The sequence below is a fragment of the Streptomyces dryopteridis genome (assembly GCF_049606955.1).
Classification (GTDB): domain Bacteria; phylum Actinomycetota; class Actinomycetes; order Streptomycetales; family Streptomycetaceae; genus Streptomyces.
On sequence record NZ_CP187114.1, the window covers coordinates 1,171,787 to 1,197,430 of the forward strand.

26 protein-coding genes are annotated in these 25,644 nt (G+C 74.7%); 11 read left to right on the forward strand and 15 right to left on the reverse strand.

What is annotated here, in order from left to right; translation table 11 throughout:
- Positions 1 to 805 precede the first annotated feature (805 nt).
- Complete coding sequence (locus tag ACN20G_RS31715; protein WP_424216690.1) at positions 806 to 1,117, reverse strand: hypothetical protein; 312 nt, start codon at positions 1,115 to 1,117, stop codon at positions 806 to 808.
- Positions 1,114 to 1,602 (reverse strand): hypothetical protein, encoded by a 489-nt coding sequence (locus ACN20G_RS31720; RefSeq protein ID WP_424216691.1) that lies wholly within the window; start codon positions 1,600 to 1,602, stop codon positions 1,114 to 1,116. The genes ACN20G_RS31715 and ACN20G_RS31720 overlap by 4 nt, the downstream gene beginning before the upstream one ends.
- A 221-nt stretch (positions 1,603 to 1,823) precedes the next feature.
- Between ACN20G_RS31720 and ACN20G_RS31725 the strand changes: the two genes are divergently transcribed.
- Together ACN20G_RS31725 and ACN20G_RS31730 are read left to right on the forward strand one after the other, a co-directional pair.
- Positions 1,824 to 3,068 (forward strand): NlpC/P60 family protein, encoded by a 1,245-nt coding sequence (locus ACN20G_RS31725; protein WP_424216692.1) that lies wholly within the window; start codon positions 1,824 to 1,826, stop codon positions 3,066 to 3,068.
- Between the two features lie 194 nt (positions 3,069 to 3,262).
- A complete protein-coding gene (locus ACN20G_RS31730; RefSeq protein ID WP_424216693.1) occupies positions 3,263 to 4,255 on the forward strand; it encodes a D-alanyl-D-alanine carboxypeptidase family protein in 993 nt (330 codons plus the stop codon).
- 127 nt (positions 4,256 to 4,382) lie between these two features.
- Here the strand turns inward: ACN20G_RS31730 and ACN20G_RS31735 are convergent, their stop codons facing one another.
- A complete protein-coding gene (locus ACN20G_RS31735) occupies positions 4,383 to 6,290 on the reverse strand; it encodes a 2-isopropylmalate synthase (protein ID WP_424216694.1) in 1,908 nt (635 codons plus the stop codon).
- Positions 6,291 to 7,028: 738 nt separating this feature from the next.
- Entirely contained in the window at positions 7,029 to 8,315 is a 1,287-nt protein-coding gene (locus ACN20G_RS31740; RefSeq protein ID WP_424216695.1) for a metallophosphoesterase, read from the reverse strand.
- A 791-nt stretch (positions 8,316 to 9,106) separates the two neighbouring features.
- Here ACN20G_RS31740 and ACN20G_RS31745 point away from each other — a divergent pair.
- The 4 genes from ACN20G_RS31745 to ACN20G_RS31760 all read left to right on the forward strand — a co-directional run bounded on the left by ACN20G_RS31745 (position 9,107) and on the right by ACN20G_RS31760 (position 13,127).
- Positions 9,107 to 9,784 (forward strand): toxin-antitoxin system, toxin component, encoded by a 678-nt coding sequence (locus ACN20G_RS31745; protein WP_424216696.1) that lies wholly within the window; start codon positions 9,107 to 9,109, stop codon positions 9,782 to 9,784.
- Positions 9,781 to 11,091, forward strand: coding sequence for an MAB_1171c family putative transporter (locus tag ACN20G_RS31750; protein ID WP_424216697.1), 1,311 nt, complete (start codon positions 9,781 to 9,783; stop codon positions 11,089 to 11,091). The genes ACN20G_RS31745 and ACN20G_RS31750 overlap by 4 nt, the downstream gene beginning before the upstream one ends.
- Positions 11,092 to 11,146: 55 nt before the next feature.
- Positions 11,147 to 12,364 carry an MAB_1171c family putative transporter gene (locus tag ACN20G_RS31755; protein WP_424216698.1) on the forward strand — a complete coding sequence of 406 codons (1,218 nt, stop codon included), beginning with the start codon at positions 11,147 to 11,149 and terminating at the stop codon, positions 12,362 to 12,364.
- A gap of 67 nt (positions 12,365 to 12,431) precedes the next feature.
- The gene (locus ACN20G_RS31760) at positions 12,432 to 13,127 is read left to right on the forward strand and encodes a hypothetical protein (protein WP_424216699.1); all 696 of its coding nucleotides are present in this window, start codon (positions 12,432 to 12,434) and stop codon (positions 13,125 to 13,127) included.
- 37 nt (positions 13,128 to 13,164) lie between these two features.
- On the opposite strand, the gene ACN20G_RS31765 is transcribed toward ACN20G_RS31760, so the two are convergent.
- The 3 genes from ACN20G_RS31765 to ACN20G_RS31775 all read right to left on the reverse strand — a co-directional run bounded on the left by ACN20G_RS31765 (position 13,165) and on the right by ACN20G_RS31775 (position 15,144).
- Positions 13,165 to 13,905: a ribonuclease H family protein gene (locus ACN20G_RS31765; RefSeq protein ID WP_424216700.1), complete on the reverse strand. Its 741-nt coding sequence runs from the start codon at positions 13,903 to 13,905 to the stop codon at positions 13,165 to 13,167.
- Between the two features lie 221 nt (positions 13,906 to 14,126).
- The gene (locus ACN20G_RS31770; RefSeq protein WP_424216701.1) at positions 14,127 to 14,789 is read right to left on the reverse strand and encodes a class I SAM-dependent methyltransferase; all 663 of its coding nucleotides are present in this window, start codon (positions 14,787 to 14,789) and stop codon (positions 14,127 to 14,129) included.
- A 94-nt stretch (positions 14,790 to 14,883) separates the two neighbouring features.
- On the reverse strand, positions 14,884 to 15,144 hold the full coding sequence (locus tag ACN20G_RS31775) for a GlsB/YeaQ/YmgE family stress response membrane protein (RefSeq protein ID WP_424216702.1): 261 nt from the start codon (positions 15,142 to 15,144) through the stop codon (positions 14,884 to 14,886).
- 383 nt (positions 15,145 to 15,527) lie between these two features.
- Between ACN20G_RS31775 and ACN20G_RS31780 the strand changes: the two genes are divergently transcribed.
- On the forward strand, positions 15,528 to 16,115 hold the full coding sequence (locus ACN20G_RS31780; protein ID WP_424216703.1) for a hypothetical protein: 588 nt from the start codon (positions 15,528 to 15,530) through the stop codon (positions 16,113 to 16,115).
- Between the two features lie 28 nt (positions 16,116 to 16,143).
- Here ACN20G_RS31780 and ACN20G_RS31785 read toward each other — a convergent pair whose 3' ends face one another.
- The 6 genes from ACN20G_RS31785 to ACN20G_RS31810 all read right to left on the reverse strand — a co-directional run bounded on the left by ACN20G_RS31785 (position 16,144) and on the right by ACN20G_RS31810 (position 20,346).
- Positions 16,144 to 16,839, reverse strand: coding sequence for an aspartate/glutamate racemase family protein (locus tag ACN20G_RS31785; protein ID WP_424217409.1), 696 nt, complete (start codon positions 16,837 to 16,839; stop codon positions 16,144 to 16,146).
- Positions 16,840 to 16,896: 57 nt separating this feature from the next.
- Entirely contained in the window at positions 16,897 to 17,586 is a 690-nt protein-coding gene (locus ACN20G_RS31790; protein WP_424216704.1) for a class F sortase, read from the reverse strand.
- 24 nt (positions 17,587 to 17,610) lie between these two features.
- Positions 17,611 to 18,240, reverse strand: a complete 630-nt coding sequence (locus ACN20G_RS31795) for a hypothetical protein (RefSeq protein WP_424216705.1) — start codon at positions 18,238 to 18,240, stop codon at positions 17,611 to 17,613.
- Positions 18,241 to 18,551: 311 nt separating this feature from the next.
- Entirely contained in the window at positions 18,552 to 18,752 is a 201-nt protein-coding gene (locus ACN20G_RS31800; protein WP_424216706.1) for a cold-shock protein, read from the reverse strand.
- Between the two features lie 400 nt (positions 18,753 to 19,152).
- Positions 19,153 to 19,863 carry an SDR family NAD(P)-dependent oxidoreductase gene (locus ACN20G_RS31805; protein ID WP_424217410.1) on the reverse strand — a complete coding sequence of 237 codons (711 nt, stop codon included), beginning with the start codon at positions 19,861 to 19,863 and terminating at the stop codon, positions 19,153 to 19,155.
- 243 nt (positions 19,864 to 20,106) lie between these two features.
- A complete protein-coding gene (locus ACN20G_RS31810) occupies positions 20,107 to 20,346 on the reverse strand; it encodes a chaplin (protein ID WP_424216707.1) in 240 nt (79 codons plus the stop codon).
- A 411-nt stretch (positions 20,347 to 20,757) separates the two neighbouring features.
- On the opposite strand from ACN20G_RS31810, the gene ACN20G_RS31815 reads away from it, so the two are divergent.
- The 3 genes from ACN20G_RS31815 to ACN20G_RS31825 all read left to right on the forward strand — a co-directional run bounded on the left by ACN20G_RS31815 (position 20,758) and on the right by ACN20G_RS31825 (position 23,178).
- On the forward strand, positions 20,758 to 20,955 hold the full coding sequence (locus tag ACN20G_RS31815) for a hypothetical protein (protein ID WP_424216708.1): 198 nt from the start codon (positions 20,758 to 20,760) through the stop codon (positions 20,953 to 20,955).
- Positions 20,956 to 21,031: 76 nt separating this feature from the next.
- Complete coding sequence (locus ACN20G_RS31820; protein ID WP_424216709.1) at positions 21,032 to 21,991, forward strand: DUF1152 domain-containing protein; 960 nt, start codon at positions 21,032 to 21,034, stop codon at positions 21,989 to 21,991.
- Positions 21,992 to 22,110: 119 nt separating this feature from the next.
- The gene (locus ACN20G_RS31825; RefSeq protein WP_424216710.1) at positions 22,111 to 23,178 is read left to right on the forward strand and encodes a lipoate--protein ligase family protein; all 1,068 of its coding nucleotides are present in this window, start codon (positions 22,111 to 22,113) and stop codon (positions 23,176 to 23,178) included.
- Here ACN20G_RS31825 and ACN20G_RS31830 read toward each other — a convergent pair whose 3' ends face one another.
- Both ACN20G_RS31830 and ACN20G_RS31835 read right to left on the reverse strand, forming a co-directional pair.
- The gene (locus ACN20G_RS31830) at positions 23,179 to 23,472 is read right to left on the reverse strand and encodes a hypothetical protein (protein WP_424216711.1); all 294 of its coding nucleotides are present in this window, start codon (positions 23,470 to 23,472) and stop codon (positions 23,179 to 23,181) included.
- 188 nt (positions 23,473 to 23,660) lie between these two features.
- Positions 23,661 to 24,305 carry a DinB family protein gene (locus ACN20G_RS31835; protein WP_424216712.1) on the reverse strand — a complete coding sequence of 215 codons (645 nt, stop codon included), beginning with the start codon at positions 24,303 to 24,305 and terminating at the stop codon, positions 23,661 to 23,663.
- Between the two features lie 141 nt (positions 24,306 to 24,446).
- On the opposite strand from ACN20G_RS31835, the gene ACN20G_RS31840 reads away from it, so the two are divergent.
- Complete coding sequence (locus tag ACN20G_RS31840) at positions 24,447 to 25,562, forward strand: hypothetical protein (RefSeq protein ID WP_424216713.1); 1,116 nt, start codon at positions 24,447 to 24,449, stop codon at positions 25,560 to 25,562.
- Positions 25,563 to 25,644: the final 82 nt, after the last annotated feature.

Consider the following 25,644-nt stretch of genomic DNA (forward strand, 5'->3'; position numbering starts at 1 on the left):
AGAGTCGCTTCAGAATCTCAATCACGACGCCTCCCTCAGCGCACTCCACCCATCGTTATTAAATGAGCTGTCACCCGGCGCCGAGATCCCGGGAGTTGTTGCGCCAGAATTCAACGCACTCGCGCTTTCCGCAGCAGAAATCTTCCAGTCGACGCCATCCCACCTTGCCGCAGCCAGCACCCTCAAATAGCTGACCCGTTCTGGAGCTGCAGACTCGGATTTGTCTACAATTCGCGAGATAACCCAAACCCACACCCCGGATCGGGAGATTCGATCGACACGAAACCCAATCGGATTAACTCGTCGATACGACCCTCCAAAACCTACACCGCTTCCCTTGATGCCATCCCCCGAACGACCTAGCTCATTTTCCCTTCGCAGAATCGAAGCTCGAATCAACTCCACCTGCTTCGGCGTTTGGTCCGTCGCTGAGAAGTAGCTTCGGTAGAGGCCGAACCTGACGTCCGCTGGATTGTCGCCTTCTTCGAAGGCGTACGTATTCGCGGCTACCAGCATTGCCACCGCGCCTTCCGGGGTGTGGGGGAAGCCGACCGGGTTGCCCCATTCGTCGGTGCGGGTGGGGTCCGGGAGGGTGGCCCAGCGGTCGGGTTCGGTCCAGGTTCGGGGTTGGACGTAGATGCTCGGGGTGGGTTCGGGGCGTCGCGTGGGTTCGGGGGGTAAGTGGGGGGATGGGTGTGCCGTGGGGGGTGTGGGGTCGTCGAGGAGGGTGTGGGTGGTGACACCCAACAGCAGGGCTCCGAGGGTGAGGCCGACCGCCAGGGCGGCACCGCGGGGGCGTTTCACGTCATTCACCCGCCGCGAGGCTGTTGACGATCGTGAGGACGGATCCGCTGATCAGGACCGCGCCGATGCCGCCGGCCATGTACTTGACGCCTTCCATGCCGGCGCCCGGGCGGGACTTGTCGGAGGTCGCGAACTTGTAGCCGCCGAAGGCGATGCCGCCGGCGCCGGCCAGGGTGAGGAGGAAGAGGCCGTAGCCGATGAACTTCTTCACCGCGCCTTCGGTTCCGGGGATGAGGGTGGGCGTGGCGGGTGGGAGGACGTCGTCGAGGGGGGTGGTCAGTGGTGCGAGGGCGATGAGATCGAACAGCGTCACGGGGTGTTCCTCTTTTCGGTCGGGGTGCGGTCGGGGGTCGGGGTCGCGGACGTGAGTCGGCGGCGGAGGCGGGTGCCGGCGGCGCGGACTTCGGGGTCCGCGAGGGCCTCGTCCTCGTCGCCCGCTGCCCGGAGGGCGCCGAGGTAGGGGACGGTGACCGTGCCCGCGACCCGGCCCGCCAGGGCCCGCAGCCGGTAGCGGGCGGCTCGGACGGGACGGGTGGGGGCGTCGGAGACCAGCAGCAGCCACGGCGGGGGCAGTTGTGCCGGTTTGGCGCGGAGTGCGTGTTCGACGCTCGCGATTCCGTACAGCGTGGTGTCCGCGAGCAGCAGTCGGGGGACGGCGGGATCGACCCGCAGGTCGGGGTGTTGGGCCGAGTGGATCACCGCGCCGGTCCCTTCGGGGTCGAGCAAGCGGGCGACGACGCGCATCCCGAAGGTGACGGGTTGGGTGTCGACGACGAGCCATGTCGGCCGGTGTGCCAAGGGCGGTTCCGCCCACGGCCGGCGGGGGTCCGGTGGGGGTGCTCCGTTCGGTCGAGTCACCGCATCGGTGGTCATCTCGTGCCCTCCCCTGGTCACGCGCCGTTGCCGTACTGGTTACCGTCTCTGAACGATCACTGACGGTGACGGGTTTCGTCCGCGGGTCGGTCCCCCGAGCGGCGGACCGGTGGATCACTCGATGCGGTGAGGAGGTCGGGGTCGCGGTGACGGCGCTGCGGGCGGTGGTGTCCTTGGTGGGCGCGGTGGGGGCGTCTTTGGTGGCGGGGGCGGTGTTCGTCGCCTCGGGCGGGGTGGGTGCCGCGGGTGAGCCCGGGGTCGCCGGCGGGTACGGGACGGCGGAGTCGGCCGGTACGGCGTGGGCGGGGGTGCCCGGCGAGTTCCGTCCGTGGATCGAGCGGGCGGTGGCGGCGTGCGCGCGGCCGGCGTTGTCACCGGCGCTGCTCGCTGCGCAGTTGCGCCAGGAGTCGGGTTTCCGGACGACGCGGACGTTGGTCAGTTCGGCGGGGGCGCGCGGTCCGGCGCAGTTCGTGCCGGGGACGTGGGCGACGTGGGGTCGGGACGCGGACGGCAACGGGCGGGCCGATCCGTACGACGTGGGGGACGCGGTGCTGGCCCAGGGCGCCTTGATGTGTTCACTGCTGGGGGAGGCCGAACGCTCGGGTTTCCCGGGGGATCCGCGGGCCTTGGCCTTGGCCGGGTACAACGCGGGGTGGGGGGCGGTGCGCCGGTTCCGGGGGGTGCCGCCGCCGGGGTTCGCCCGGGGGGAGACCCATCGGTACGTCACGGCCATCATGCGCGGGATGGCCGATTTCCGGACCCGCGGCGACGGCGCGCCCGGCCCGACCGGCGCGGGCTCCGCGGCCGGCGGCCCTGCGGCCGGCCTCGGCCCCGGGTCCGGTTCGCGGGCCGCGCGGGACGCGGTGCGGCGGGCGGGCCGGTGGGTGGGGACGCCGTACGCGTACGGCGGGGGTGGACCGGCCGGCCCGGGGACGGGGCACTGCGCCGGCGGCAACGGGATGCGGGACGGGCGGTGCGTCGCGTCCCGGACGGTGGGTTTCGACTGTTCGGCGCTCGTGCAGTACGCGTACTGGCCGCACCGGCGGTTGCCGCGCACGGCGGCCGCGCAGTTCGGGGCGACCTCGGACCGGCCGGTGGCGCGGGCGGCGTTGCGCCCGGGGGACCTGGTGTTCTGGAGCCGTCCGGGGGCCGGTGTCCATCACGTGGCCCTGTACGTGGGGGACGGGCGGGTGCTGCACGCGCCGCGCACGGGCCGTGCCGTCGAACTCGCCGTGATGGACGAGGCGATGCCGCGCGGCGAGTACCACGGGGCGACGCGGGTGGGCGTGGCGAACGGTCGCACGGGGGCCACGCCGGACCTCGCGGCGGGCGCCGCATCGGGTGCCGCGTCGGGTTCCGCTCCGCGTTCCGGTACGGGTTCCGGTGGCTGAGTCGCGGGCGGCAGGCGGACGGCGGTCGCGTGCGCCACCAGGCGCGCGTATCGGCCTGGTCTCGATACGGCAAAATCAGCGGGCACCGTACATCCCTTCCCTGTGGATTCGTGTCCACAGACCGGGCCCACTCCGCAGTCGGGCCCACTTCTCCTTTCTTTTGCACCACTTGACACCCGAATGTGGAGTATCTCTTGTCCCTCCGCTTCTCTCCCTCCCGGCGGACCGCGGTCGTCGCGGGTACGACCGGCGTTCTCATGACGGTCTTCCCGTTGGCGAGCACGGCCGGCGCCGCGGCGCCCGTGGCACCGACCGTGACCGCCAAGGGTGCCTTCCTGCTCGACAACGCCTCCGGGGCCGCGAAGTTCTCGAAGGCCGCCGACACCCGGCGTCCGATGGCGAGCACCACGAAGATCATGACCGCCTACGTGGTGCTGACCACGCCCAAGGTGGACCTGAACAAGCAGCTGACCATCCAGCAGGCGTACCCCGACTACGTGAACAGAGTGGGCGCGAGCAGCGCCTACCTGTACGTGGGCGACAAGGTCAGCGTCAGCGGCCTGCTGAACGGTCTGCTGGCGCCGTCCGGCTGCGACGCCGCGTACGCGCTCGCCGACGCCTTCGGCAAGGGCAGCACCCGTGACGCGCGCACCAAGGACTTCATCGCGCAGATGAACTCCAAGGCCAAGGCGCTCGGGCTGACGAACACGAAGTTCGACTCCTTCGACGGCAATTCGCCCAACGCGAGCGCCGGCAACTACTCCACGCCTCGCGACCTCGCGAAGCTGGCGAGCAACGCCCTGAAGAACACGACGTTCCGCGACATCGTGAAGAACCCGTCCGTGAAGGCCACGGCGACCGCCTCCAACGGCAAGACCCGGTACTACACCTGGTACAACAGCAACCAGCTGCTGGGCGGCTACCAGGGCACCATCGGTGTGAAGACGGGCACGAACACCCCGGCCGGTCCGTGCATCGTGTTCGCGGCGACCCGCAACGGCAAGACCATCGTCGGCACGGTGCTCGCCTCGACCTCGGTCCCGAACCGCTACGACGACGCGAAGAAGATCATGGACTACGGCTTCGGCGTCGCGCCGGTGCCGAAGGCCACGCGTCGGGGCACCTCCCCCGCCCCCTCCACGGGCACCGAGCTGCGCGCCCTGCCCGCGAACGCGAACCGCGACTGATCCGTCGGAGGCGCGCGGCCCGTCCGACGCGCCCCCGGCCCGCGAGGGCCCGGTTCCCGGTGGACACGTCCGCCGGGAACCGGGCCCTCGCTCGCGTGCGGACCGCGCACCGGTCCGCCGCCGGGGGTCAGGCCCGCGAGGACACGAGCCCGCCGACGGGCACCCCCGCACCCGGCTCGACGCCGCCACCCGGCTCGGCGCGGGCACCCGGCTCGGCGCCGGCGCCCGCGTCCGGCTCGGTCCGGGCTCGGGCCACGGCCGCGAGCAGGGCCCGTACCGAGGCGGTCAGCACCGAGCCGTCGATTCCGGCGCCCCACACCTCGCGACCGTCGACCCGGCAGCGCACGTAGGCGACGGCCGGCACCCGCGCCCCGGAACCCTCACCCGCGGCGTCCGCCCCGACGGCGTCCGCCCCGACGGGGTCCGCCCCGGCAGCGCTCTCCTCGACGGCCGTGCCGACCGGCCCGGGGTCCGCCGGCCGCAGGCCGTGTTGGCTGTAGTCCAGCACGTCCACGTCGAGTCCGGTCCCCCGCAGCGCGTCGACCAGGGCCGCGAGCGGCCCGTTCCCCGTGCCCTCGTACCCGCGCTCGTCCTCCCCGTCCCGCAGCACGACGCCGGCGCGGTGCGCGCCCGGCGCGTCCTCCTCGGTCCACCACGCGTGCGGCACGTGCCGTCCCCGGCGGCCGGGCTCGACGTACGTCCTCTCGAACAGCGCCCGCAGTTCGGCGTGTCCCAGTTCTCGTCCGCTGTCGTCGACGACGCCCTGCACCACCGTCCCGAACTCGGGGCGCAGTGCCCGGGGCAGGTCCAGGCCGTGTCGGGTGTGCAGCAGGTAGGCCACGCCGCCCTTCCCGGACTGCGAGTTGACGCGGATCACCTCCTCGTAGCTCCGGCCGAGGTCGGCGGGGTCCACCGGCAGGTACGGCACGTCCCACGGAGCCTCCCGCTCCGGCACGCCGAGGGCCTCGGCGCGGGCCCGGTGGTGGGCCATGCCCTTGGCGATGGCGTCCTGGTGGGTGCCGGAGAACGCGGTGTGCACGAGGTCTCCGGCGTACGGGTGGCGTGGGTGGACGGGGAGCCGGTTGCAGTCCTCGACGACCGCGCGGACGGTGTCGATGTCGGACAGGTCGAGCATCGGGTCCACGCCCTGGGCGTGCAGGTTGAGGGCGAGGGTGACGAGGTCGACGTTGCCGGTGCGTTCGCCGTTGCCGAACAGGCAGCCCTCGACGCGTTGGGCGCCGGCGAGGACGGCGAGTTCCGCGCAGGCCACGCCCGTGCCCCGGTCGTTGTGGGGGTGGACGGAGAGGATGACGGCGTCACGGCGGGCGAGCCGGCGGTGCATCCACTCGATCTGGTCGGCGTACACGTTGGGGGTGGCGATCTCGACGGTGGCGGGGAGGTTGTGGACGACGGGCCGGTCGGGGCTCGCGTCCCACAGTTCGGTGACGCGGTCGCAGACCTCCAGGACGTAGTCGGGTTCGGTGAGGTTGAAGACCTCGGGGGAGAACTCGAAGCGGATCCGGGATTCCCCGTGCGGCTGTCGGGCGACTCCGCGGGCGAGGTGGTCGGCGGCGTCGAGGACGAGGCGCAGGACCTCGGCCCGGTCGCGGCCGAGGACCACCTCGCGCCAGGTGGGGGCGGTGGCGGTGTAGAGGTGGACGAGGACGCGCGGCAGGTCGCGGACCGATTCGAGGGTGCGGTCGAGGAGGTCGGCGCGGGCGGCGGTGAACACGGAGACGGTGACGTCCTCGGGGACCGCGCCGGAGTCGGCGAGGTGACGGACGAAGTCGAAGTCGGCACGGCTCGCGGAGGGGTAGCCGACCTCGATCTCCTTGTAGCCCATGGCCACCTGGAGGTCGAAGAGGCGTCGTTTGCGTGCCGGGTCCATGGGTTCGGCCAGGGCCTGGTTGCCGTCGCGCAGGTCGACGGGCACCCACAGCGGGGCCCGGGTCAGGCGTCGTGAGGGCCAGGCACGGTCGGGGAGTTCGGGCAGCGGGACCCGCTGTTCGGCGGGCCGGTAGCGGTCGCTGCGCATGGCGCCCGGTCGTTGCGGGTTCCAGTGCGGGGCGTCGGCGGGGCGGTCCCCGGCGGGGGCTCTCAGAGTGGGGAAGCCTCGCCCGGGGAGGCCGCCGGGGAGCTCGGCGGGGGTGTCGGCGTGAGGGGACGCGGGTGTGGCGTGGGTGTTCAAGGAGGTGTCTTTCCTCGGCTCGGTCGCGAAAGGACCGGCGCAGCCCGACACCCGCTGCGGGGTGCCGGTCCTCAGGCCCCGCAGCGGCAGCCGAGAAGGAGGGCACGCAGCGTCATGGCGGAAGCTCTACCACGGTGACGACGGGTCGGGCAACGCACCGGGGACGGGGTTTCGGGGCGTGTCGGGGCGTGTCGGGGCGGGCGGAGGGACGCACGGCCCCCGGTCGGGGCCCGCAAACGGAACGGTGGTCCGGGTCTGCCGAGCAGTAGGTGAGGCGCTCCCTTTCCGCCCCCCTTTCCGGGTGCCTTACCGGCCCCGACCGGCCGGCCGATCAGGGCCGGCGGGCCGGAGCCGGCCCCGGAGGGGTCTCCTCCGATTCGGTCGTTCGACGGATCCGGAACGCTCCGGAACGGATGCCTGGCCGGGTGCGGCCGGGTCCGGACGGGGGCGCGGCGACGGGCGCCGGCCGGGGCGCTCGGGATCGCCGCGTCTCGCATCGCGGACCACCCGAGGCCCGCACCCCCCCGCCCCAAGCGCCCCGCCGCCGAGGGCCGCGCCCGGGTCGGCGCGCGGCCCTCCGGTCGGTCAGTGGGTGCGCGCGGGGGCGTTCAGCGGAGCGGTGAGGGTGATGCTGTGGGCGGTGCGCGCCGTGCGGCCGGCGGGGTCGACGGTGTGGGTGTCGAGGGTGAGGCCGCGCGCGGAGACGGTCAGGGTCATGAAGCCGAGGTCCGTGAAGTTCTGCCAGGCCGACGGGTGGGAGAAGTGGGCCTTGCCGTCCCCGGTTTTGGCGGCGGCGCCGCACACGATCTGGCGGGTGCCCCGGCTGCGGCCGGTGGGTTCGAGGACCTGGAGGGTGTGGTCGTGGCCGGACAGGATGAGGTCGGCCCGCCCGCACACCACCTCCTCGTACAGCTCCTTGAGGTGGATGCCGGAGGTGTAGTGGCCGATGACGAAGCCGTCGTAGGAGCCGGCGCTGCCGTGCTTGCCGTTGTTGAGGTACGGGTGGTGGCCGAGGACGATCTTCCACCGGGCGCGGGAGGCCGTCAGCGCGCGGTCGAGCCAGGAGCGCTGCTCGCGCATGTAGGGGCCGTTCCAGCGGTAGTACGGGTCGACCTGGGTGACGGTGGAGGCGACGGGGTTGGTGTCGAGGGCGAAGAACTCCACGAGCGGGTCGGCGCCGGGGGTCGTGTCGGGGAGGGCCACCGAGTAGTAGCGGCTCGGCATGTACCAGCGGGGCGAGCCGGCGGCATAGGCCACTTCTCGGTCGCCGCGCGAGGGGTCGCCGCCGCTGCCGGGGATGAGGCCGGAGCAGTCGTGGTTGCCGAGGACCATGAGCCAGGGCACGTCGACGCCGGTGTTGGGGGTTTCGAACTTCGTCGTGAACTCGCTGTCGGTCGCGGACTCGGGGCCGTTCTCGTAGATGTTGTCGCCGAGGCCGACGGCGAGGTCCACGCCCCGGGCGCGGGCCACTTCGCGGGCGGCCGCCATCACGGCGAGTTGGCCGGCGCCGCCGGTGCCGGCGTCCCCGGTGACGAGCACGGTGAACTCGCCGGCCGCGTCGGGCGCGGTGGGCAGCGGGAACTTCGCGGACCGGGCGGCGGTCCGGGTCGGGTCGCCGGCGGCGTGGGCACGGCCGGCGCCGGGACCGGCCGTGAGCAGGCCGAGGGCGCCGGCCGCGAGGGCGCCGCCGAGCACGGTGCGTCTGCCGGGCAGGCCGGCGCCGGTGCCGGGGCGTGTCGTGGGGCGGGCTTCGGTGCCGGTGGCGGGCACGGGGGCGTGGGGGTGGGGGGCGCGGCCGGCGGTCGGTTCGGCGCGCAGCCACTCGTCCTCGGTCAGGTCCGCACGGGGCGGTGTCAGGTCGTCGTCGCACATGCGGTCGGTTCTGTCACGGTCGGGTGGGAGGGGGAAGTCCCGCGGGTGAAGGGGAGGGGGAGATGTGGCGACGCCCGTGTGCACGTGGTGCGCGGCGGCCGGCGGGGACCTCCACGGGCGGATCGACCCATTCCACGAGGGTCTGTTTTCAGCCGGCCCGCAATGCTCACCAATCGTGCGCAAGGGGACGATCGCCCGCACGCTCCGGATCCTCGCCGCCCGCCCGGGGTCGCGGACCCGGGCCACAACGGCCCTGATGTGCAAGCATGTTGCGGAACCCACCCTCCCGAGACCCGGCCTCCGCGCCCGCGCGTCACGCCCGGTGGGGGCCCGCGATCCGGGCCGGCCGGGCCCTGTTCCCCATCCTTCCTCCCGACTACTCTCGACCGCGTCGCCGAGTCCCGAACCCAAGGAGTCGTCCGTGCCCGACGCGCACAGCCCGCTCCCGCACCACCCGGGTTCGCACGCGTCCCACGACCTCTCCCCCGCCCCTTCGGCCCGCCCTGACCGTGCCCGCACCGACCGTGCCCGCACCGACCGTGCCCGCCTCGACCGGGCTCGCCCCGGCCGTGCCCGTCGCGCCGGTCACGGAACTCGCCGGGGCACCCCCGCCACGAGCGGTGGGCCGCGCCCCGGGGCCGCGTGACCCCCGTGTCCCGGTCGGACCGTCCCCCGCGCCGGGGCGGCACACCGAACCGGCCACGCGCGGCCGCGCCCGCACCGCCCCCGGATCCGGCCGACCGCGTCCCCCACCCGATCTCGCGCACGCACCCGTACCCCGAGAAGGACTGATGTTCCGTCGCCTCCTCCCCCACATCCGCTCCCGGGGCCGTCGACGTCCGGCCCGTCGGGTGCTCGAACTCCGCGACGAGATCCTCGCCGGCCTCGACCCCGTGCCCACCGGCATGGAGGAGCTGACGGCCGCCCTGATCGACTACGCCGCCCGCGTCCTGGGCCGGCCCGTGCACCTGCGGTACGTGCCGATGGAGGGCGGGGTCTCCGGGCTGACGGTCGAGGCCGACACGTTCGCCGCGATCCTGGTCGAGGCCGGCACCACCGAGCAGCACCAGCTCGTCATCATCGGGCACGAGCTGGCGCACCTGCTGGAGGGGCACTGCTCGCACACCGCCCCGCAGGACGCCGTGCGCGCCGCCCTGGACGACGCCCCGGACCTGGAGCGGCCCGACGGACAGTTGGCGGTCGCGGCCCGGCACGAGTTCGACGACGAGAAGGAGGAGTTCGCCGAGACCCTCGCGCTGTACCTGAGCGCGGCCCTGCGGCCCTACCTCGCCGAGGGCGCGACGCCCGCCGCGGGCGGCGTCGCCGAACGCGTGCAGGCCAGTCTGGGGCACCGTCGCGGACGCGCCCCGAACCCCGGGACGCACCACCGGCCCCCGCCGGGAAGCGAGCGGGGAAACAAGCGGGGAAACGATCAGGCACCCGAAGCGGGACAGGACACGACGGCGTGACGGACAGCGGCTACTACCTCCCGGCGGGCGCGCTGTTCCTCGCCTTCCTCCTGCGCCTCCCGGTGCTCGTGCGCGAGCGCCGTGAACCCCTGGTGCGGTTGATCTCCCTGCTCATCGCGGTGGCCTGCGTCTCCTTCCTGTGCGCCGCGCCGCCCTCCCTGCACCTGCTGAACTCGCTGACCGGCGTCCCCAACATCGGCGCGCCGCTGGTCTACTCGCTGGTCTTGGCCTTCGCGGCCGGCTGCCTCACCCTCGTGGTGCGCTGGCGCGGCGGCAGCCCCGAACGCACCCGGCGCCTGGTGCGGGGCTGGGCGGCCATGGCGCTGGTGACGAGCTGCGCCGTCGCCGTGCTCTTCGCCCTCGGCGAGGCCCCCGTGGAGCGCCCCCGGGACCTCGACACCTACTACGCGCTCACGCCGTACATCCGCGAGGCCATCGTCTGCTACCTCCTCGCGCACACCGCGACGGCCCTCGTGGTGACCGTGATGTGCGCGCGCTGGTCCGGGGCCGTTGGGCGGGGCACGATGCGCACGGGGCTGCGGATCCTGGTCGGCGGGTTCGCGCTGAACGCGGCCTTCGGGGTCGCCAAGCTCGTCGCCGTCGTCGCCCGCTGGCTGGGCGCGGGGCCGGCGGTGGACCCGCTCAGCACCGATCTGGCGCCCGCCCTCGCCTCCGGTGGTTCGCTGCTCGTCGTGCTCGGGTTCCTGCTCCCCTCGGTGGGGCCGCGCGTCGAGGACGTGTGGCGGGCCTGGCGGACCCATCGGGCGATGGGTCCGCTGTGGGCGGCGTTGCACGCGGCACCCGCCCGGGCCCCGTACCGGGTCCCGCTGCCGTTCTGGGCGGTCACCGCCCGCGCGGAGGCGCGGGCCACGGAGATCGCGGACCGGCTCGTGGAACTGCGCGGGCACCTCGACGTGGACCGCAAGATCGCCGCCGGGGCCGCCGCCCGTCGCGCCGGGCAGCCACCGGCCCGGGCCGAGGGCATCGGGGACGCCGCGATGATCGACGCGGCCCTGCGAGACCGGGCCGCGGGCGAAGCGCCGTGCGGCGACCGGCGGGCCCCCGGGTCGCTCGTGGACACCTCGCCCGAGCGGCTGGCCGAGCTGAGCCGGGTGTTCGCCGCGCGGCACGCCGTCCCGCCCCGCGCGCTGCGCCCCGTGCCCACCCCCACGCCCAAGCCCGCCCCCGTGCCCGTTCCCGTGCCGGACCCGGCCGATCCGGCGTTCCCGCTCCGGACCGCGCGCGCCGCGGACACCGCCAAGAGCCCCAAAACCCCGGCCGCCACGCCCCCGGACACCACCCCGTGACCCCCGCCGCCCGACCGGCCGGCGCCCCCCACCCCCGGAACCGACGGACCCTCCCGTGACCCTCGAACTCGCCGGCGTGTTCTTCTCCATCCCCGCCGGCCTGCTGTTCCTCGCCTTCCTCCACAAACTCCAGGCCCTGATCCGGGCCCCCCACGACACCCTGCTGCGGGCGGTCGTCGCCCTGCTGCTGGTGGCGGTCGCCGTGTTCGCGACCTCCGCTCCACCCAGTCTGAAGTTCATCAACGCGTTCTTCGGCGTCCCGAACGTGGCCGCGCCCATCGCCTACTGCGCGCTCACCGCCTTCTCCGGCTCCTGCCTGGTCCTGCTGATCCACTGGCGCGGCGGCCCCGACCCCCGGCGGTTGCGGCGGGCGACCCGGATCTGCCTGATCGCCTACGCGCTGGTGTGCGTGGGGCTGGTGGTCTGCTTCTCGGTCGCCGACGCGCCCGTGGAGCGGCTGCGCGATCTCGACACGTACTACGCCTCGACCCCCGGCATGCGCGAGATGATCCTGCTCTACCTCTTCGCGCACACCGTCGCGGGCCTGACCATGACCAGGCTGTGCATGCGCTGGGCCCGTGAGGTACCCGGTTCGCTGCGGGCCGGGCTGCTCACCATGGTCTGCGGATACCTGCTGAACCTCTGCTACGACGTGCTCAAGTACACCGCGATCACGGCCCACTGGCTCGGGCGCGACCTGGACTGGCTCTCCACGGACCTCGCGTTCGCCGCCGCCGGCTTCTCCGCCGTCCTCATCGGCTGCGGGTTCCTGATCCCGCCCATCGACCAGACCATGGGCTCGCGGTGGCGGCTGTGGCACCGCTACCGCCAGCTGCGCCCGCTGTGGAGCGTGCTGTCGCCCGCCGCGCCCCACCACGGGGTCACGAGCCTGGCGCGGGCGCCGCTGGAGGTGCGCCTGGTGCAACGGGAGAACGCCATCCACGACGCGCTGCTGCGGCTGGCCCCGCACCTGCCGGACTCCCTGGGGCGCGCCACGTACGACAGCGCCGTGCGGGCCGGGCGCGAACGCAGCGAGGCCAGGCTCACCGCCGACGCCACCGTCCTCACCAGCGTCATGCGCGCGCACGCGTGGCGGCTGCCGGAGCCCTGCGACGACGGGCCCCGGTGGAGCGTGCGCTCGGCGCAGAGCGACGAGGACCTGGTGGCCCTGTCCCGGGCCGTGGCCCGACTGCCCGCGTCGCCCCCGCCGCCCGTGCCGCCCGTGCCGGCCCCCGCCTGCGGCGCGGGGCCCGAGCGGCGACCCGAACGCTGATCCCTCGAAACGGCCGAGGTCGGGGGTGGTGTCGGGGGGCCGCGGGGGCGGGCCTACCGTGGGTGCCATGACCGTTCTCGCGCCGCCGCACCCGCTGTTGTCCGTGTTCCTCGACGCCGCCCGGGGCGTGTTCCCGCCGGTGGACGGCGGGGTGACGGTGGTGCCGGCGACGGATGACGGCCTGGAGTGCGTGGTGGCCTTCACCGGGCACGCGTACGTGGCGACCTCCCTGCCGGCGGACGAGGTGCGGGCGGCGGGAGCGGACGGCTTCGGCGGGGCGCACTCCCCCGAGTTCCTCACCGCGCTGGGCGGGCCGAAGGCCCGGTTCGACGTCCTGGACGTGACCCTGGTGGCCTTCGGCGCGGGCGGGCCGGCGCGGCTGCCGCAGGCCGGGCCGCGGGGGCTCGCGCACCCGAGGGTGATCCGGGCCCGCGGTCTGCGGACGGACGTCCGGGCGTACGAGGACGAGCGCGGGGTGATCACGGTGGCCCGGGGGGTCGCGGGGCGCCGCGAGTTGAGCGTGGAACGGTGGGCGGCGGAGTCCGAGTCGAACCCCGGTGAGGGCACGACCCGGGGCCCCGGCGCGAGCGCCGGTGCCGGTCGGGGGTTGATCTCCGACGCCCTGACGCTGGTGCCGGCGGGTGAGCCGGTGTTCGCGGCGGTCTCGCCGGGCAACGCCCGCTCCCTGCGGGCGTTCCTGGCCTCGGGTTTCGTGCCGGTGGGCAGCGAGATACTGCTGCACCCGGGCCGCGCCCGCCCCTGAGCGGTCGGGGGCGGGGGCTAGGAGCCCGGGGGCGGGTTCAGTCCTCGGGGGACTCCAGGGTGTCCGCGCAGGCGAGGTGGCCCCAGCGGGTGCCGATCCGGGTGATCTTCTCGCCCGCCGGATAGGGCTGCCCGCAGGGGCAGCGGCCGGGGAACTTGGCGTTCAGGGTGGGTCGTCCCCCGCCGGAGGTCTTCGTCCCGCCGGAAGCCTTCGCTCCGCCGGTCGGTGCCTTGCGCGCCCCGGTCTTGGCGGCGGGCCGGGACTTCGGGGCGGAGCCCGCGGTGACGGGGTCGGGCACGGGCAGGTCGTCGCCGTGTTCCGTGCCGGCCGCCCGCTGGTGCTGGGCGGCGTCGCTCGCGGCCTTGTCGGCGATCGCGTTCAGGTGGTCGCCGTCCTCGCGGTGCGCGGGGACGTAGCGGAACTCGACGGTGCGGCCGGTCAGGAGCTCGTCGATGGCCTGCACGAGTTCACGGTTGGCGACGGGCTTGCCGGCGGCCGTCTTCCATCCGTTGCGCTTCCAGTTCGGCAGCCACTGGGTGACCGCCTTCATGGCGTACTGGGAGTCCATCCGGACCTGGAGGTCGGCGTCGGCGGGGACGGCCCGCAGCAGTTCGAGGAGGGCCGTCAACTCGCCCACGTTGTTGGTCGAGTGGCCGAGCGGACCGGCCGCCCAGCGCACGGGCCGCTCGTCGGCGTCGGCGACGACCCAGCCCCAGCCTGCGCGACCCGGGTTTCCCTTGGCCGCCCCGTCGGCGGCCGCGATGATGCGTTCGGACATCGTCCGATCATGCCACGCCCCGGGACCCGGGCCGCACCGCTCCCGGAGCCGCCCCGGCCCCGGGCCCGACCGGATTGTCGTACCCGGGTCCTACCGTGGACCCGTCCACACACACGCGCTTCTGGCTGCGCCTGCTGCTCGGACCTCGACGGGTCGGCCCGGGAACAGCGCCCCGGTCCGGCCCGTCGCCGTGCCCCCGCCCGTTCCCCGCCGGGATCCGGTCAGGGCTGAGCGCGGAACACGAGCTCCGACCAGTGCACGCCGTCCCGCCCGTGCAGGTCACCGCGTGATCCGAGGTGCACGGGGGTGAGCCCGAGCTCGGCGGCGGCGGTGCGGACCTCCTCGTCGGGGACCTCGAACATGTGCCGTCCGGTGGGCACGGGCCCGTGCCGCACGGTCAGGGAGAGCAGGCCGCCCGGGGCGAGCAGTCCGGCGACCACCGGCAGGGCCAGGGCCCGTTCGGCGGGGGCCAGGTGCATCCACACGGCCGTGACCAGCACCAGGTCGAAGTCCGTCTCGCCCCGCTCCCGGAGTGCGGGGAGGGCGGGCAGGGCGTCGTCGACCCAGGTGACGGGGGGCCGGCCGGGCCGGTCGGGGTGACGGGCGCGCGCGAGGGCGCGCAGTTCGGCCGTGGGCTCGACGGCCACGACGCGGTGTCCGCGTTCGGTGAGGGCCGCCGCGTCCCGCCCGCTGCCGGACCCGATGTCGAGGACCCTGGCCCCGGAATCCGGCAGCAGGGGCAGGAGATGAGGGTGCACGTCGGCGAGCCCGACGGACTCGTACTGCTCGACGAGGCGTGCGGCGGCCTCCCCTCCGTAGCCGGCCGTTCCGGGCACGGGGTCGGTGGGCTCGGACGGGCCGGGTGCCGGCTCGGGCGTGGTCATGGGTTCTCCGCTCGTCGGGTGCGAGGATCACGCTTCACGACAGCGGAGCCCCTGACCTCCCGGGCCGTCAACCCCTCCCGCCCCGGGCCTCGGTTCAGCGGCCCTTGAGCTTCTCCACCGCCGCGACGCCCACCGCCGCGAGGCCGACCTGTATCGCCAACTCGATCCAGTCGATTCCGGGCGTGTCCGCCACCCCGAAGCCCGCCGCGATGCCCGTGCCGACGAACGCCGCCACGATGCCGACCACGATCGTCCACAGGAAACCGGTGCGTTGACGGCCCGGCAGGGCCAACCGGCCCAGGACGCCGATCACGACACCGACCACGATCGCACTGAAGATCCCCGAGAATTCCACGACCCGCTCCTCGCGTTCTGTTCCGCTTTCCGTTCTGATGCCCTGGTCACGGCCCCGCACACCCGTGCGGTCCCCTGAGCCCACCCTGAACGAACCCCGAGATCACCCCGAGGAAACCCCGAGTCCCGCGTCCCCCTCGGGTACCGGTCCCACGCCGGTCCCCGCCGCGCGCCCCGGGGTGCGCGACGGCGTGCGGTCGGCCCGGGCACGGGACGCCGGGCGCCCGGTGGTACCGGGCCCGGAACGCGACCTCCGACGCGCCGTCACCGACCGCTCGTGCCCTCCCCCGCCCCGTCTTGTCCGGCTCCGGCCGCCGGCGCCACGATCGGCTCGCGCCGCCCGGCGCACCCTCCCGTTCACCCACACCGACCGAGGGATGCCCCGTGCCCACACCCCGCTCAGCCGTCCCCGACTCCCCCGTTCCCGATCCCACCCGCCGCTCGTTCCTCGGCCGCGCCGCCCTCGTGACGGCGGGCGCCGTGACCGCCGCGACGGTCGCCCTCGCCCCGCGCGTCACGGCCGCCCCCGCCGCCGGGGCCTTGGCCACCCAGGACCGTTGGAGGTTCTGCGACAAGTGCTACACGATGTTCTTCTGGGGCTACCCGACCGACGGCGTGTGTCCCGCCGGCGGGGCGCACCGGGCCCAGGGCTACAACTTCGTGCTGCCCTACGACGTCCCGGAGACCTCCACGGACCAGAAGAACTGGCGCTTCTGCGACAAGTGCTACGCCATGTACTTCTGGGGCTACCCGACCGACGGGGTCTGTCCCGCCGGCGGGGCCCACCGGGCGCAGGGCTACAACTTCGTGCTGCCGCACGACGTGCCCGAGACCGCGACCCGGCAGCGGAACTGGCGGTTCTGCGACAAGTGCTTCGTGATGTTCTTCTGGGGCTACCCGACCGACGGCGCGTGCGCCGCCGGCGCGGCGCACCGGGCCCAGGGCTACAACTTCGCCCTGCCGCACGCCTGACGGCGGGCCGGTCGCGCGCGGCGGTCGCTCAACGGGGGTCCAGGGCCCGCGCCACGGCGGCCTCCGCGTGCAGCCGGGTGGTGGGGAACAGGGGGACGGGGCTGTCCTCGGCGCCGACGAGCAGCTCGATCTCGGTGCAGCCCAGCACGATCCCCTCGGCCCCGGCCGTGACGAGCCGGTCGATGACCTCGCGGTAGCGCTGCCGCGAGGCCGGCCGGATCTCGCCCCGGCACAGTTCCTCGTAGATCACGCGGTGCACCTCGGCCCGGTCGTCCTCGTCCGGGACGAGGGTCCGCACCCCGCCGGCCGCGAGCCGGTCCCGCAGGAAGGGCTGTTCCATCGTGAACGCCGTGCCGAGGAGCCCGACCCGGTCCAGGCCCCGCGCGCGCACCGCGTCCGCGGTCACGTCGCCGAGGTGGAGGAGGGGGATCGAGACCGCCGCGGCGACGGCGTCGGCGACCTTGTGCATGGTGTTGGTGCAGAGCAGCAGGAGGTCCGCGCCGGCGGCCTCCGACGAGCGCGCGACCCCGGCGAGCACCTCCCCCGCCTCCTCCCACCGGCCCTCGACCTGGAGGCGTTCGATCTCGGCGAAGTCCACGGAGTGCAGCACGCAACGCGCCGAGTGCAGCCCGCCGAGGCGTTCGCGGACCAGTTCGTTGACGACGCGGTAGTAGACGGCCGAGGATTCCCAGCTCATCCCCCCGATCATGCCGATGACCCGCACCACGCGCTCCCGTCCTCGTCTCGCGTCCGGCGCCCGCCGCCGCACCACCGGGCCATGCTACGACCGTCCGCCCGCCCCGCTCCCGCCCCCGCCCCCGCCCTCCGTGCCCGTCAGGTGCGCGTGGACGACGATGTTCGAGGAGTAGCCCGTCTTCGGGTCGTAGCGTCCCGCGCACGTGATCAGCCGCAGCTCCGCGCCCCGGGTCCGCCCGTACAGCTCGTCCTCCGGCAGCTTGTCCCGGTCGTGGACGGTCACGGCGTCCACCGTGAACACGGCGGTCCGCCCGTCGACCCGACGCACCCGGACGGTCTGCCCCCGGGTGAGGTTGGCCAGCCCGTGGAAGACCCCGCGCCCGCTGTCGGTGTCCACGTGCCCCGCGATCACCGCCGAGCCCTTGGCCCCCGGGGCCGGCCCGCCCTCCCACCACCCGGCCAGTTCGGCGCGGTCCGAGGGCAGGGTCTGGAGGGTGCCGTCGGCGCTGATCCCCAGTCCCGTCAACGGCGCGTCCACCCCGATCGCGGGGATCAGCACCCGCTCCGGTCGCGCGGGGGCCAGGGCGGGCGCCTGGTCGAAGAACACCCGGGGCACCCGCACGCTGCCGCCCGCCGTCACCCCCGGTGTGGTCGAGGTCCCGGGAATCAACCCGCCGCAGGCCAGGTTGACCTGGGCGAGCCCGTACAGCGCGGCGAGCCCCAGCAGGAAGCGCAGCCCGCCGCGCCCCGCCGCCGGGCCCCCGCGCGCCGCCACCGCCCCGCCCCCGGAGCCCCGCCGCTACCGGGCCCCCGCCCGGCGCCGCAGCCACAGCGCGCCGAAACCGGCCGCGCCCAGCACCCCGATGCCGGCGGCCAGTTGCGCGGTGTCCGTGCCGGCGGCGCCGCCCGCGCCGGTGTGCACGGGACCGGTGGGGTGGTGCGCGACCCGCAGCTCGCTCTCCACCCAACGGCCGTTCTCGCAGCTCACACTGATCCGGTAGGTGCCCTCGCGGGTGCCGTGCGGCACCTGGAACCGGCCCGTGAGCCCCTCGTGCCCCTCGCGCCGGTCGTGTCCCTCCCGCCCCTCGTGCTCCCCGTGTCGCTCGCCCCGGCGCATCGGGAAGTCCCCACCGCCGCGCATGCTGTTGGCGTCGCCCGTGCCGTGTCCGTCGCGGCCGCACGCGGTGGTGACGGCCGTGACGTGGCTGCCGGGGGTGGCGGTGCGCGGGTGGAGCTCCAGCCGGTCGGAGTCGCCGGCCGCGGCGGGCGCGGCCCCGGCGAGCACCGAGGCGAACGCGGCGACGGCCGGCAGCAGCGCGAGGCCGGCCCGTCCCGCGGTCCGGGCGGCGACGGCGGCGCGCGGGGTGGTGCGGCCGGGGGCGCCGGGGGACCGAACCGGCGTGCTCTGGTGCCCGTGTGTGCCGTGCATCGGCGTTCCTCGTCCTTCGCGTCGTCTCGCCGCGGCCGTCCCGGTCGGGGCGACCGCACGGTCCCAGGCGATCACCCCCCGCGTCCGAGCGCACGCCGACGGTGGCCGGCGTTCCGCCCTCCGGTGGACGCCGGGGCCCGCGCGCGGCCGTCCGGGTGACGGGGGCGCCGGGGCGGCGGACGCACGAGGGCCCCGGCACCGCGCGGACGCGGGCCGGGGCCGTCGGTCGTGCCGTGCGCCCGGGGCCACCCGCCGGCGCGCACCGTCTCAGGGCGTCGCGCCGGGACCTCGAGGCCCTCGGGCGGTCGAGGTCAGAGCGGGCGGACCTGCTCGGCCTGCGGGCCCTTGGGACCCTGCGCCACCTCGAACTCGACCCGCTGGTTCTCCTCCAGCGAGCGGTATCCCTCGGTCTGGATCGCGGAGAAGTGGACGAACACGTCGGGTCCGTTCTCCTGCGCGATGAAGCCGAAGCCCTTCTCCGCGTTGAACCACTTCACGATTCCTGTGGCCATGTCGTGTCCCGTCCCACTCGTGCGATGTCGCCGACGCCCGCCCGTTCCGCGACCCCTTGCCGCGGCACCCGAGCGCGTGCCGAGCCGTACCTGCCCGGCGCGTGGTCACACGAAACGATCAGTTCACCGGCCGGCCTGAACTCGGCCGAACGGGTGAATCACGGGGTCGACCACATCCATCGGCCCGTCGGCGCCGAAGTAAGGGTACGGACGGGTGTGAGCGGCACCCTCCCGTCCCCCGGTCCCCGTCCCCAGGACGTGGCCCGGGGTGTCGCGCCCGCCGTGCGGAGGATCTCGGCAATCCCGAGCACGGCGGGCGCACCCGACGCCCCGAAACCTGCCCCCGACCTGCGGGAACGCTCCTCCGTCGGCGCGCTTCGCGACCCGTCCCCGGGCCCGGTCACAGCCCCCCGGAGATCTTGAGCACGGCCCCGCTGGCGTACGAGGCGTCCGGGGACAGCAGCCAGGCCACCGCCCCCGAGATCTCCTCCGGGTGCCCCGCGCGCCCCATGGGAATCACCTTCGCCACCTGCGCCGGCCGGTTCGGGTCCTCGTGGAACTCCGTCCAGATCGTGCCGGGGGAGACGCAGTTGACGCGGATGCCCAGCGGGCCGACCTCCTTGGCGAGCCCGACCGTGAAGCTGTCCACGGCGGCCTTCGCGGCGGCGTAGTGCACGTACTGGCCGGGGGCGCCGAGGCCGGCGGCGGCGGAGGAGATGTTCACGACGGCCCCGCCGCCGGTGCGCGTCATGTCCCGCACGGCCCGTCGCGCGCACAGCAGGTAGCCGAGCACGTTGACGTCGAGGGCCCGGCTCAGCCCGGCCGGATCGGCGTCGGCGAGGGGTCCGGTGGGGGCGCCCATGCCGGCGTTGTTGACGAGTCCCGTGACGGGTCCGAGGCCGGCGGCCGCGTCGAAGAGGGCGTCGACGGCGACCGGGTCGGCGGTGTCCACCGCGACGGGGAGCGCGATCCGGCCGATGGCCCGGACCTGGGCGGCGACCGCGTCGGCCGCCTCGGCGTCGGTGTGGTAGCCGATCACGAGGTCGTGGCCCTCGGCGGCGAGCCGGCGGCAGATGGCCGCCCCGATGCCCCGGCTGCCCCCGGTGACCACCGTGATCCGTCGGGCTTCGGGCGTCCCGGCCGCCGTTTCGGGGGCGTCGACCGCCCGCTCGGCGTGATCGCCCTGCTGCGTGTGCGCGTGGGAGTCCATGGCCGTCAGGGTAGGAGGCCGTGGCCCCGCGCCCACCCGGCGGGTCCGGGCGGGAACGCGCCGGGGCCGATCGGCGCGGGTCTCCCCGTTCCGATCGGCCCCGATCGCTCACCGCCCCGCGCACGGGGCGACGGGGTCGACGCGTCAGGCGTTGACGCAGGTGTTGCCGAAGGCCGGGTTCAGCGCGCCGATGACGTTCACGGAGTTGCCGCAGACGTTGATCGGCACGTGCACCGGGATCTGGATCAGGTTGCCGGAGGCCACGCCCGGCGAGTGCGCCGCGATGCCCTCGGCGCCGGCGTCGGCCGAGGCGACCGAGGCGCCGCCGACCAGGGCCATGCCGACGGCCAGCGCGAGACCGGCGCTCTTCAGGACACGGGACATGATTGCCTCCACGAAATCCGGGGCGGTGCGGCCCGCGTCGTCAGCGCGCCGTTCGCCACGTGGTCCGGGGCCCGACCGCTTCGGACCCTCACCGTCCCTTCGGCACCCGGGGCCCGCTCGCCCCGGCTTCGGGGCCCGGCTTCCCTCGATCAGGGGACCTCCGTCCCCCGCCCCGCCGAATCCGCGCCCTTCCCGTTCGAGTCCGTTCGCCGCCGAACGGGCTTCGCGCGGGCGTTCGGAACCGGCCGGCGGTCGGGGGCCGGGGTACCGCTCGGGAGGGAACGGGACGAAGGCGGGGGGATCGGTCGGCGGGCCGGGCCGGTGCCGCGCGCCCGTCCCCGTCGACCCTGGTGTGCGGGGCCGGCGCGTGGCAGAGTCGGGGTCGGCGCGAACGTTCCTGGAGTGACGACCGTGACGACACCCCATCTCCCCCTGCCCTCCTGCCCCGTCTGTGGCACGCCGGCGACGCGTGTGCTGTGGCGGGATCGCGGTTCCGGTCCGATCAGTGTCACCGTCGAGCCCTGCGGGCACGCCGCGTCGACCGACGAGCCCCCGCGACTGGTGCTCGATCCGGTCGTGGTCGAGCCCTTGGCCCGGTACGCGGTCTGAGAACCACGCGGGCCCGGGAAGTACGCGGCGCGGGAATTCGGATGCCCGGCGCTCGCCGACCGGGAGAATCATCCGCATGACAGCTCTTCACACCAATCCCCTCTTCGAGCGACTGGCGACCTCGGAACGTGTGCTGATCGCGGGCGCGGGCGGCGGGTTCGACGTGTACGTGGGGCTGCCGCTCGCCCTGTCCCTGTGGGCTCAGGGCAAGGAGGTGCACCTCGCGAACCTGTCCTTCACCTCCCTGGCCGGCCTGCCCGCCGAGGACTGGCTCGCCCCCGACGTGGCCGTCGTCACCCCCGATTCGGCGCCGCACCAGGGCTACTTCCCCGAGCGGGCCCTGGCCCGGTGGCTGCGGATCCACGGACTGCCGCCGGTCGTCCACGCCTTCCCGCAGGTCGGCGTCCGCCCGCTGCGCGCGGCGTACCGGGCGCTGCTGGAGCGGCACGGGATCGACGCCGTGGTGCTGGTGGACGGGGGCACGGACATCCTCATGCGGGGCGACGAGGCCGGGCTCGGCACCCCGGAGGAGGACCTGACCAGCGTGGCCGCCCTGGCCCCGTTGACCGGGGTCCCGGTCCGGTTGGTGACCTGCGTGGGCTTCGGCGTGGACGCCTACCACGGGGTCAACCACGTGCAGGTGTTGGAGAACATCGCGGCCCTGGAGCGCGCGGGCGGCTACCTGGGGGCGTTCTCCCTGTCGCGGGCGAGCCGCGAGGGCGCCCTGTACGTGGACGCGGTGGCCCACGCGCAGGCGCAGACCCCGGAGCGGCCGAGCATCGTCAACGGGTCGATCGCGGCGGCCGTGCGCGGGGAGTTCGGCGACGTGGGGTTCACCGAGCGGACGAAGGACGGGGAGCTGTTCGTGAACCCGCTGATGTCCCTGTACTTCGCGTTCGAGCTGGACGCCCTCGCGGCCCGCTGCCTGTACCTGGACCGGATCGAGGAGACCGAGTTGATGCGGCAGGTGCACTCGCGGATCGCGGAGTTCCGCGACGAGGTGGTGAGCCGGCCGCCGCGCCGGTTCCCGCACTGAGCGCCGGACCCCGTCCCGGGGCGGCTCCGGCCGGTTCACGTGCCCGGGCCCGGCTCGGTTAGCGTGGGGGTCCAAAAGAACAATTCCGGCGAAGCCGGTCATCATGGAGAGGCGTCCCGGTGCACGGTGAGTACAAGGTACCCGGCGGAAAACTCGTCGTCGTGGATCTGGAGTCCGAGGACGGGGTCCTGCGCGGGGTGCGCGTGGCCGGGGACTTCTTCCTCGAACCCGACGAGGCGCTCGGCGCGATCGACGCCGCCCTGGAGGGCCTCGCCTCCGACACCGACGCGGCGGCGCTCGCGGCACGGATCGCCGCCGCCCTGCCCGAGGGCACCCAGATGTTCGGCGTGACCTGCGAGGGGATCGCGATCGCGGTCCGCCGGGCACTGGCCCAGGCGACCGAGTGGGCGGCGCACGACTGGCAGTTGATCCACTCCGGTCCGCAGGACCCGGCCCTGCACATGGCCCTGGACGAGGTCATCACGGCCGAGGTGGCGGCGGGCCGCCGGCCGCCGACCCTGCGGGTGTGGGAGTGGGGGGCGCCGGCCGTGGTCATCGGCAGCTTCCAGTCCCTGCGCAACGAGGTGGACCCCGAGGCCGCGGCCCGGCACGGCATGACGGTGGTCCGGCGGATCTCCGGCGGCGGAGCCATGTTCATCGAACCGGGCAACACGATCACCTATTCCCTCTCCGTCCCCGAATCCCTGGTCTCCGGCCTGTCGTTCGCCGATTCCTACGCCTACCTCGACGACTGGGTCCTCGGGGCGCTGGCGGAGATGGGCGTCAGGGCCTGGTACCAGCCGCTGAACGACATCGCCACGGAGGCGGGCAAGATCGCGGGCGCGGCCCAGAAGCGGATCGTGGGGGCGGACGGGCCCGGCTCGGGGGCGGTGCTGCACCACGTGACGATGGCGTACGACATCGACGCGGACAAGATGCTGGAGGTGCTCCGGATCGGTCGGGAGAAGCTCTCCGACAAGGGCACCAAGAGCGCGAAGAAGCGGGTGGACCCGTTGCGCCGGCAGACGGGCATGGCGCGGGAGGCGGTCATCGGCCGCATGATCGACTCGTTCCGGGGCCGGTACGGCCTCACCGACGGGGTGGTCTCTCCCGCCGAGCTGGCGCGGGCGGAGGAGTTGGCCCGCACGAAGTTCGCCACTCCCGAGTGGACCGCCCGCGTGCCCTGATCAGCGGCGCGGCCCGGGGATCACGATCCCGTCGGTCAGCGGGGCGTTGACGGTGAACCCGTCCCCGGTGGGCACCGAGTGCGGGTGGAGGGTGTAGCCGAGCAGCACCCCGCCGGCGGCCGGGAAGGTGACCTCGCTGATCTCGGCCACCCCGATGGTGTCGGCGGCGGCGGCGCCGGCGGCGGCCAGACCGAGGCAGCTCGCGGCGGCCGCGACGCCCACCGCCGCGAAGGACAGGGCGCGACGGGACACGGCACGGCGGCCGGTACGGGCGGGGACGTTGGTACGGGGCACGGGTTCTCCTCCACGGGACGACGGCGCCGGCCGCGCGACGCACGGGCGCGGCCGGCTCCGGTTCAACGTCCCCCGCTCGGCCCCGGTCCCGCCGGTTCGCCCGAACGGGTGAGGAAGGGTGGTGCGGGGGCCGGCGAGGGGCGCGCGCGACGACCGCACCCCGGTGCCGACCGCTCCCCCGCGCCGGCTCACCGCGCCCGGGAGCCCGCGCCGCCCGGCGCCGGCCGGCCCTGCCCGGCGGCGCGCGCAGCCTCCTCGACCCGGGCTCGGTGCGCGGCCCGCACGGCCGCGTCCCCCGGGGCCACGGCCCGGGCCCCCGCCCGCAACCCGGCGGTCCCGTCGACGAGTTCGCGGACCACGTCGGCGTGACCGGCGTGTCGGTGGGTCTCGGCGATCAGGTGCACGAGGATCCGGTGCAGGCTCTGCCGGGCGCGGTCGCCGAAGGGAATCTCGACGGTCGTGTGCAGGGAGTGGCCGGCGATCGTCGCGTCCGAGTGCGCCCAGACGGCCCGGTAGCGGTCCACGATCTCCTCGCGGCTCTCCCCGGGCGTGGCCCACAGGTCGGAGTCGGGTTCGGCGTCCCCCGTGATCCACAGGCCGGGGGCGGGGAAGGGGCGGCCGAACGCCTCGCCGAGGTAGAGGATCTCGGCGGCCGTCACGTGCTTGACCAGGCCGAGGAGGTTGGTTCCGCTGGGGGTCAGGGGACGGCGCACGTCGTACTCGTCGAGTCCGTCGAGTTTCCACAGCAGTACGTCGCGGGCGTCCTGGACGTAGACGGCGAGGTCGCGTTTGAACGCCTCCCCGTCGAGGTCGCCGGTGTTGTCGGTGATCATCCGGCCAGTCTGCGCGAGGGCCCCGGACGGGGGCCGGCCGTTTTCCGGACCTTCGGCGCCGCCTCGGGACCCCGCGCGGCCCGTTGTCGGTGGCGCGTGCAAACATGCCGGAGATCATTCGCACACACGGGGGGTGACGGCGTGAGCGCCGAGAAGGACGACACGTGGGAGCGGTTCCTGAGGGAATCCGAGGCCGGGGTCGCGGACGCGCCGAAGGAGCCTTCGGCGCGGGCCCGGGAGGTGACCCGGCGGCTGCGCGAGAACCCCGGGCCGCCGCCCGGGTGGCGCACGCACGAACCCGCCGGGAGCCGGCGCGGGCGGGGTGGGCGACGGCGGGGCGGCTGGTACGTGGTGGGCTTCGCGCTGTCGATCGCCCTGTTGATCGTGGCCCTGGCCCCCGGGAAGGTCGTGGACCTGTTCGCCGACGCCACCGGCGGCACGTCGGCCGCCGGCCCGACGGGCACGCCGCGCCCCGGCTCGGATCCCGACGCCACGCGCCCCACCCGACAGGATCCGTTCGCGGGTTCCCCGGCCGCCGCGTGGGAGGACGGCGCGGCCGGCATCGTGGTGCCGCCGGCTCGGGCCACCGGGTGGATGGACGCCGAACAGGTGGCCCACGCCCTGGACGTGTCACGGGAGTTCACGGCGGACACCGGTCTGGACCCGGGGGCGTTGCGGGGCGAGCGGCCCGCCGAGGCTCTGGCCCGGATCGACCCCCGCCAGGGGGACCTGCGCGCCACGCTGAGCGAGGCCCTGCGCGCGCCGACCGAACGGAACGACCCGCTGACCCTGTTCAGCCGCTTCGACCCGGCCCGGGTGTCCCTGGTCGGCAGCGTGGTCAAGACCCGCGGCGAACTGACCTTCCGGGAGGGGCAGGGCGGCGGCGTGGAGGTCACGGCGGACGTCACGTTCGTCTACCCCGTCGCCCCCGCCGACGCGGGCGCCCGGTCCGGGGGCTCCGGCGACGGTCCCGTCGAGCGCACGATCGTCCGGCGCGAACTCGTGATGCTGTGGGAGAACCCCGAGACGGCGTCGGCGGCACCCGACACCTTCGCCCTCACCTCCCGCTCCGTGCACATCTCCAACGGCGGCTGCGGGGACGGGCCCGTGGGCTGGCTGAACCCGCGCTTCGGCCCCGCCGATCCCGGCTCCGGCCCGACCGGTCGCGGTCCGGCGATCGACCCCTACGACCGGCGCACCGCGATACCGGAGACCGGCGGGGACACGGAAGGCTGCGGCACGGTCACCCGCACCTGATCCCGGTCCCGCCCCTGCGCAGGATCGCGGCCCGGGTCAGGGGCCTTGGGGACCGGTGGGGCGGGTGGGACGGGCCTCGTGC

Excerpts from the sequence above, each read along its gene's own strand:
- ACN20G_RS31800 (WP_424216706.1), bottom strand. The coding sequence starts at position 18,752 with ATGGCCACAGGAATCGTGAAGTGGTTCAACGCGGAGAAGGGCTTCGGC.
- ACN20G_RS31745 (WP_424216696.1), top strand. The coding sequence starts at position 9,107 with ATGTTCCGTCGCCTCCTCCCCCACATCCGCTCCCGGGGCCGTCGACGT.
- ACN20G_RS31795 (WP_424216705.1), bottom strand. The coding sequence starts at position 18,240 with ATGCACGGCACACACGGGCACCAGAGCACGCCGGTTCGGTCCCCCGGC.
- ACN20G_RS31760 (WP_424216699.1), top strand. The coding sequence starts at position 12,432 with ATGACCGTTCTCGCGCCGCCGCACCCGCTGTTGTCCGTGTTCCTCGAC.
- ACN20G_RS31770 (WP_424216701.1), bottom strand. The coding sequence starts at position 14,789 with ATGACCACGCCCGAGCCGGCACCCGGCCCGTCCGAGCCCACCGACCCC.
- ACN20G_RS31835 (WP_424216712.1), bottom strand. The coding sequence starts at position 24,305 with ATGATCACCGACAACACCGGCGACCTCGACGGGGAGGCGTTCAAACGC.
- ACN20G_RS31820 (WP_424216709.1), top strand. The coding sequence starts at position 21,032 with ATGACAGCTCTTCACACCAATCCCCTCTTCGAGCGACTGGCGACCTCG.
- ACN20G_RS31740 (WP_424216695.1), bottom strand. The coding sequence starts at position 8,315 with ATGTGCGACGACGACCTGACACCGCCCCGTGCGGACCTGACCGAGGAC.
- ACN20G_RS31735 (WP_424216694.1), bottom strand. The coding sequence starts at position 6,290 with ATGCGCAGCGACCGCTACCGGCCCGCCGAACAGCGGGTCCCGCTGCCC.
- ACN20G_RS31810 (WP_424216707.1), bottom strand. The coding sequence starts at position 20,346 with ATGTCCCGTGTCCTGAAGAGCGCCGGTCTCGCGCTGGCCGTCGGCATG.
- ACN20G_RS31765 (WP_424216700.1), bottom strand. The coding sequence starts at position 13,905 with ATGTCCGAACGCATCATCGCGGCCGCCGACGGGGCGGCCAAGGGAAAC.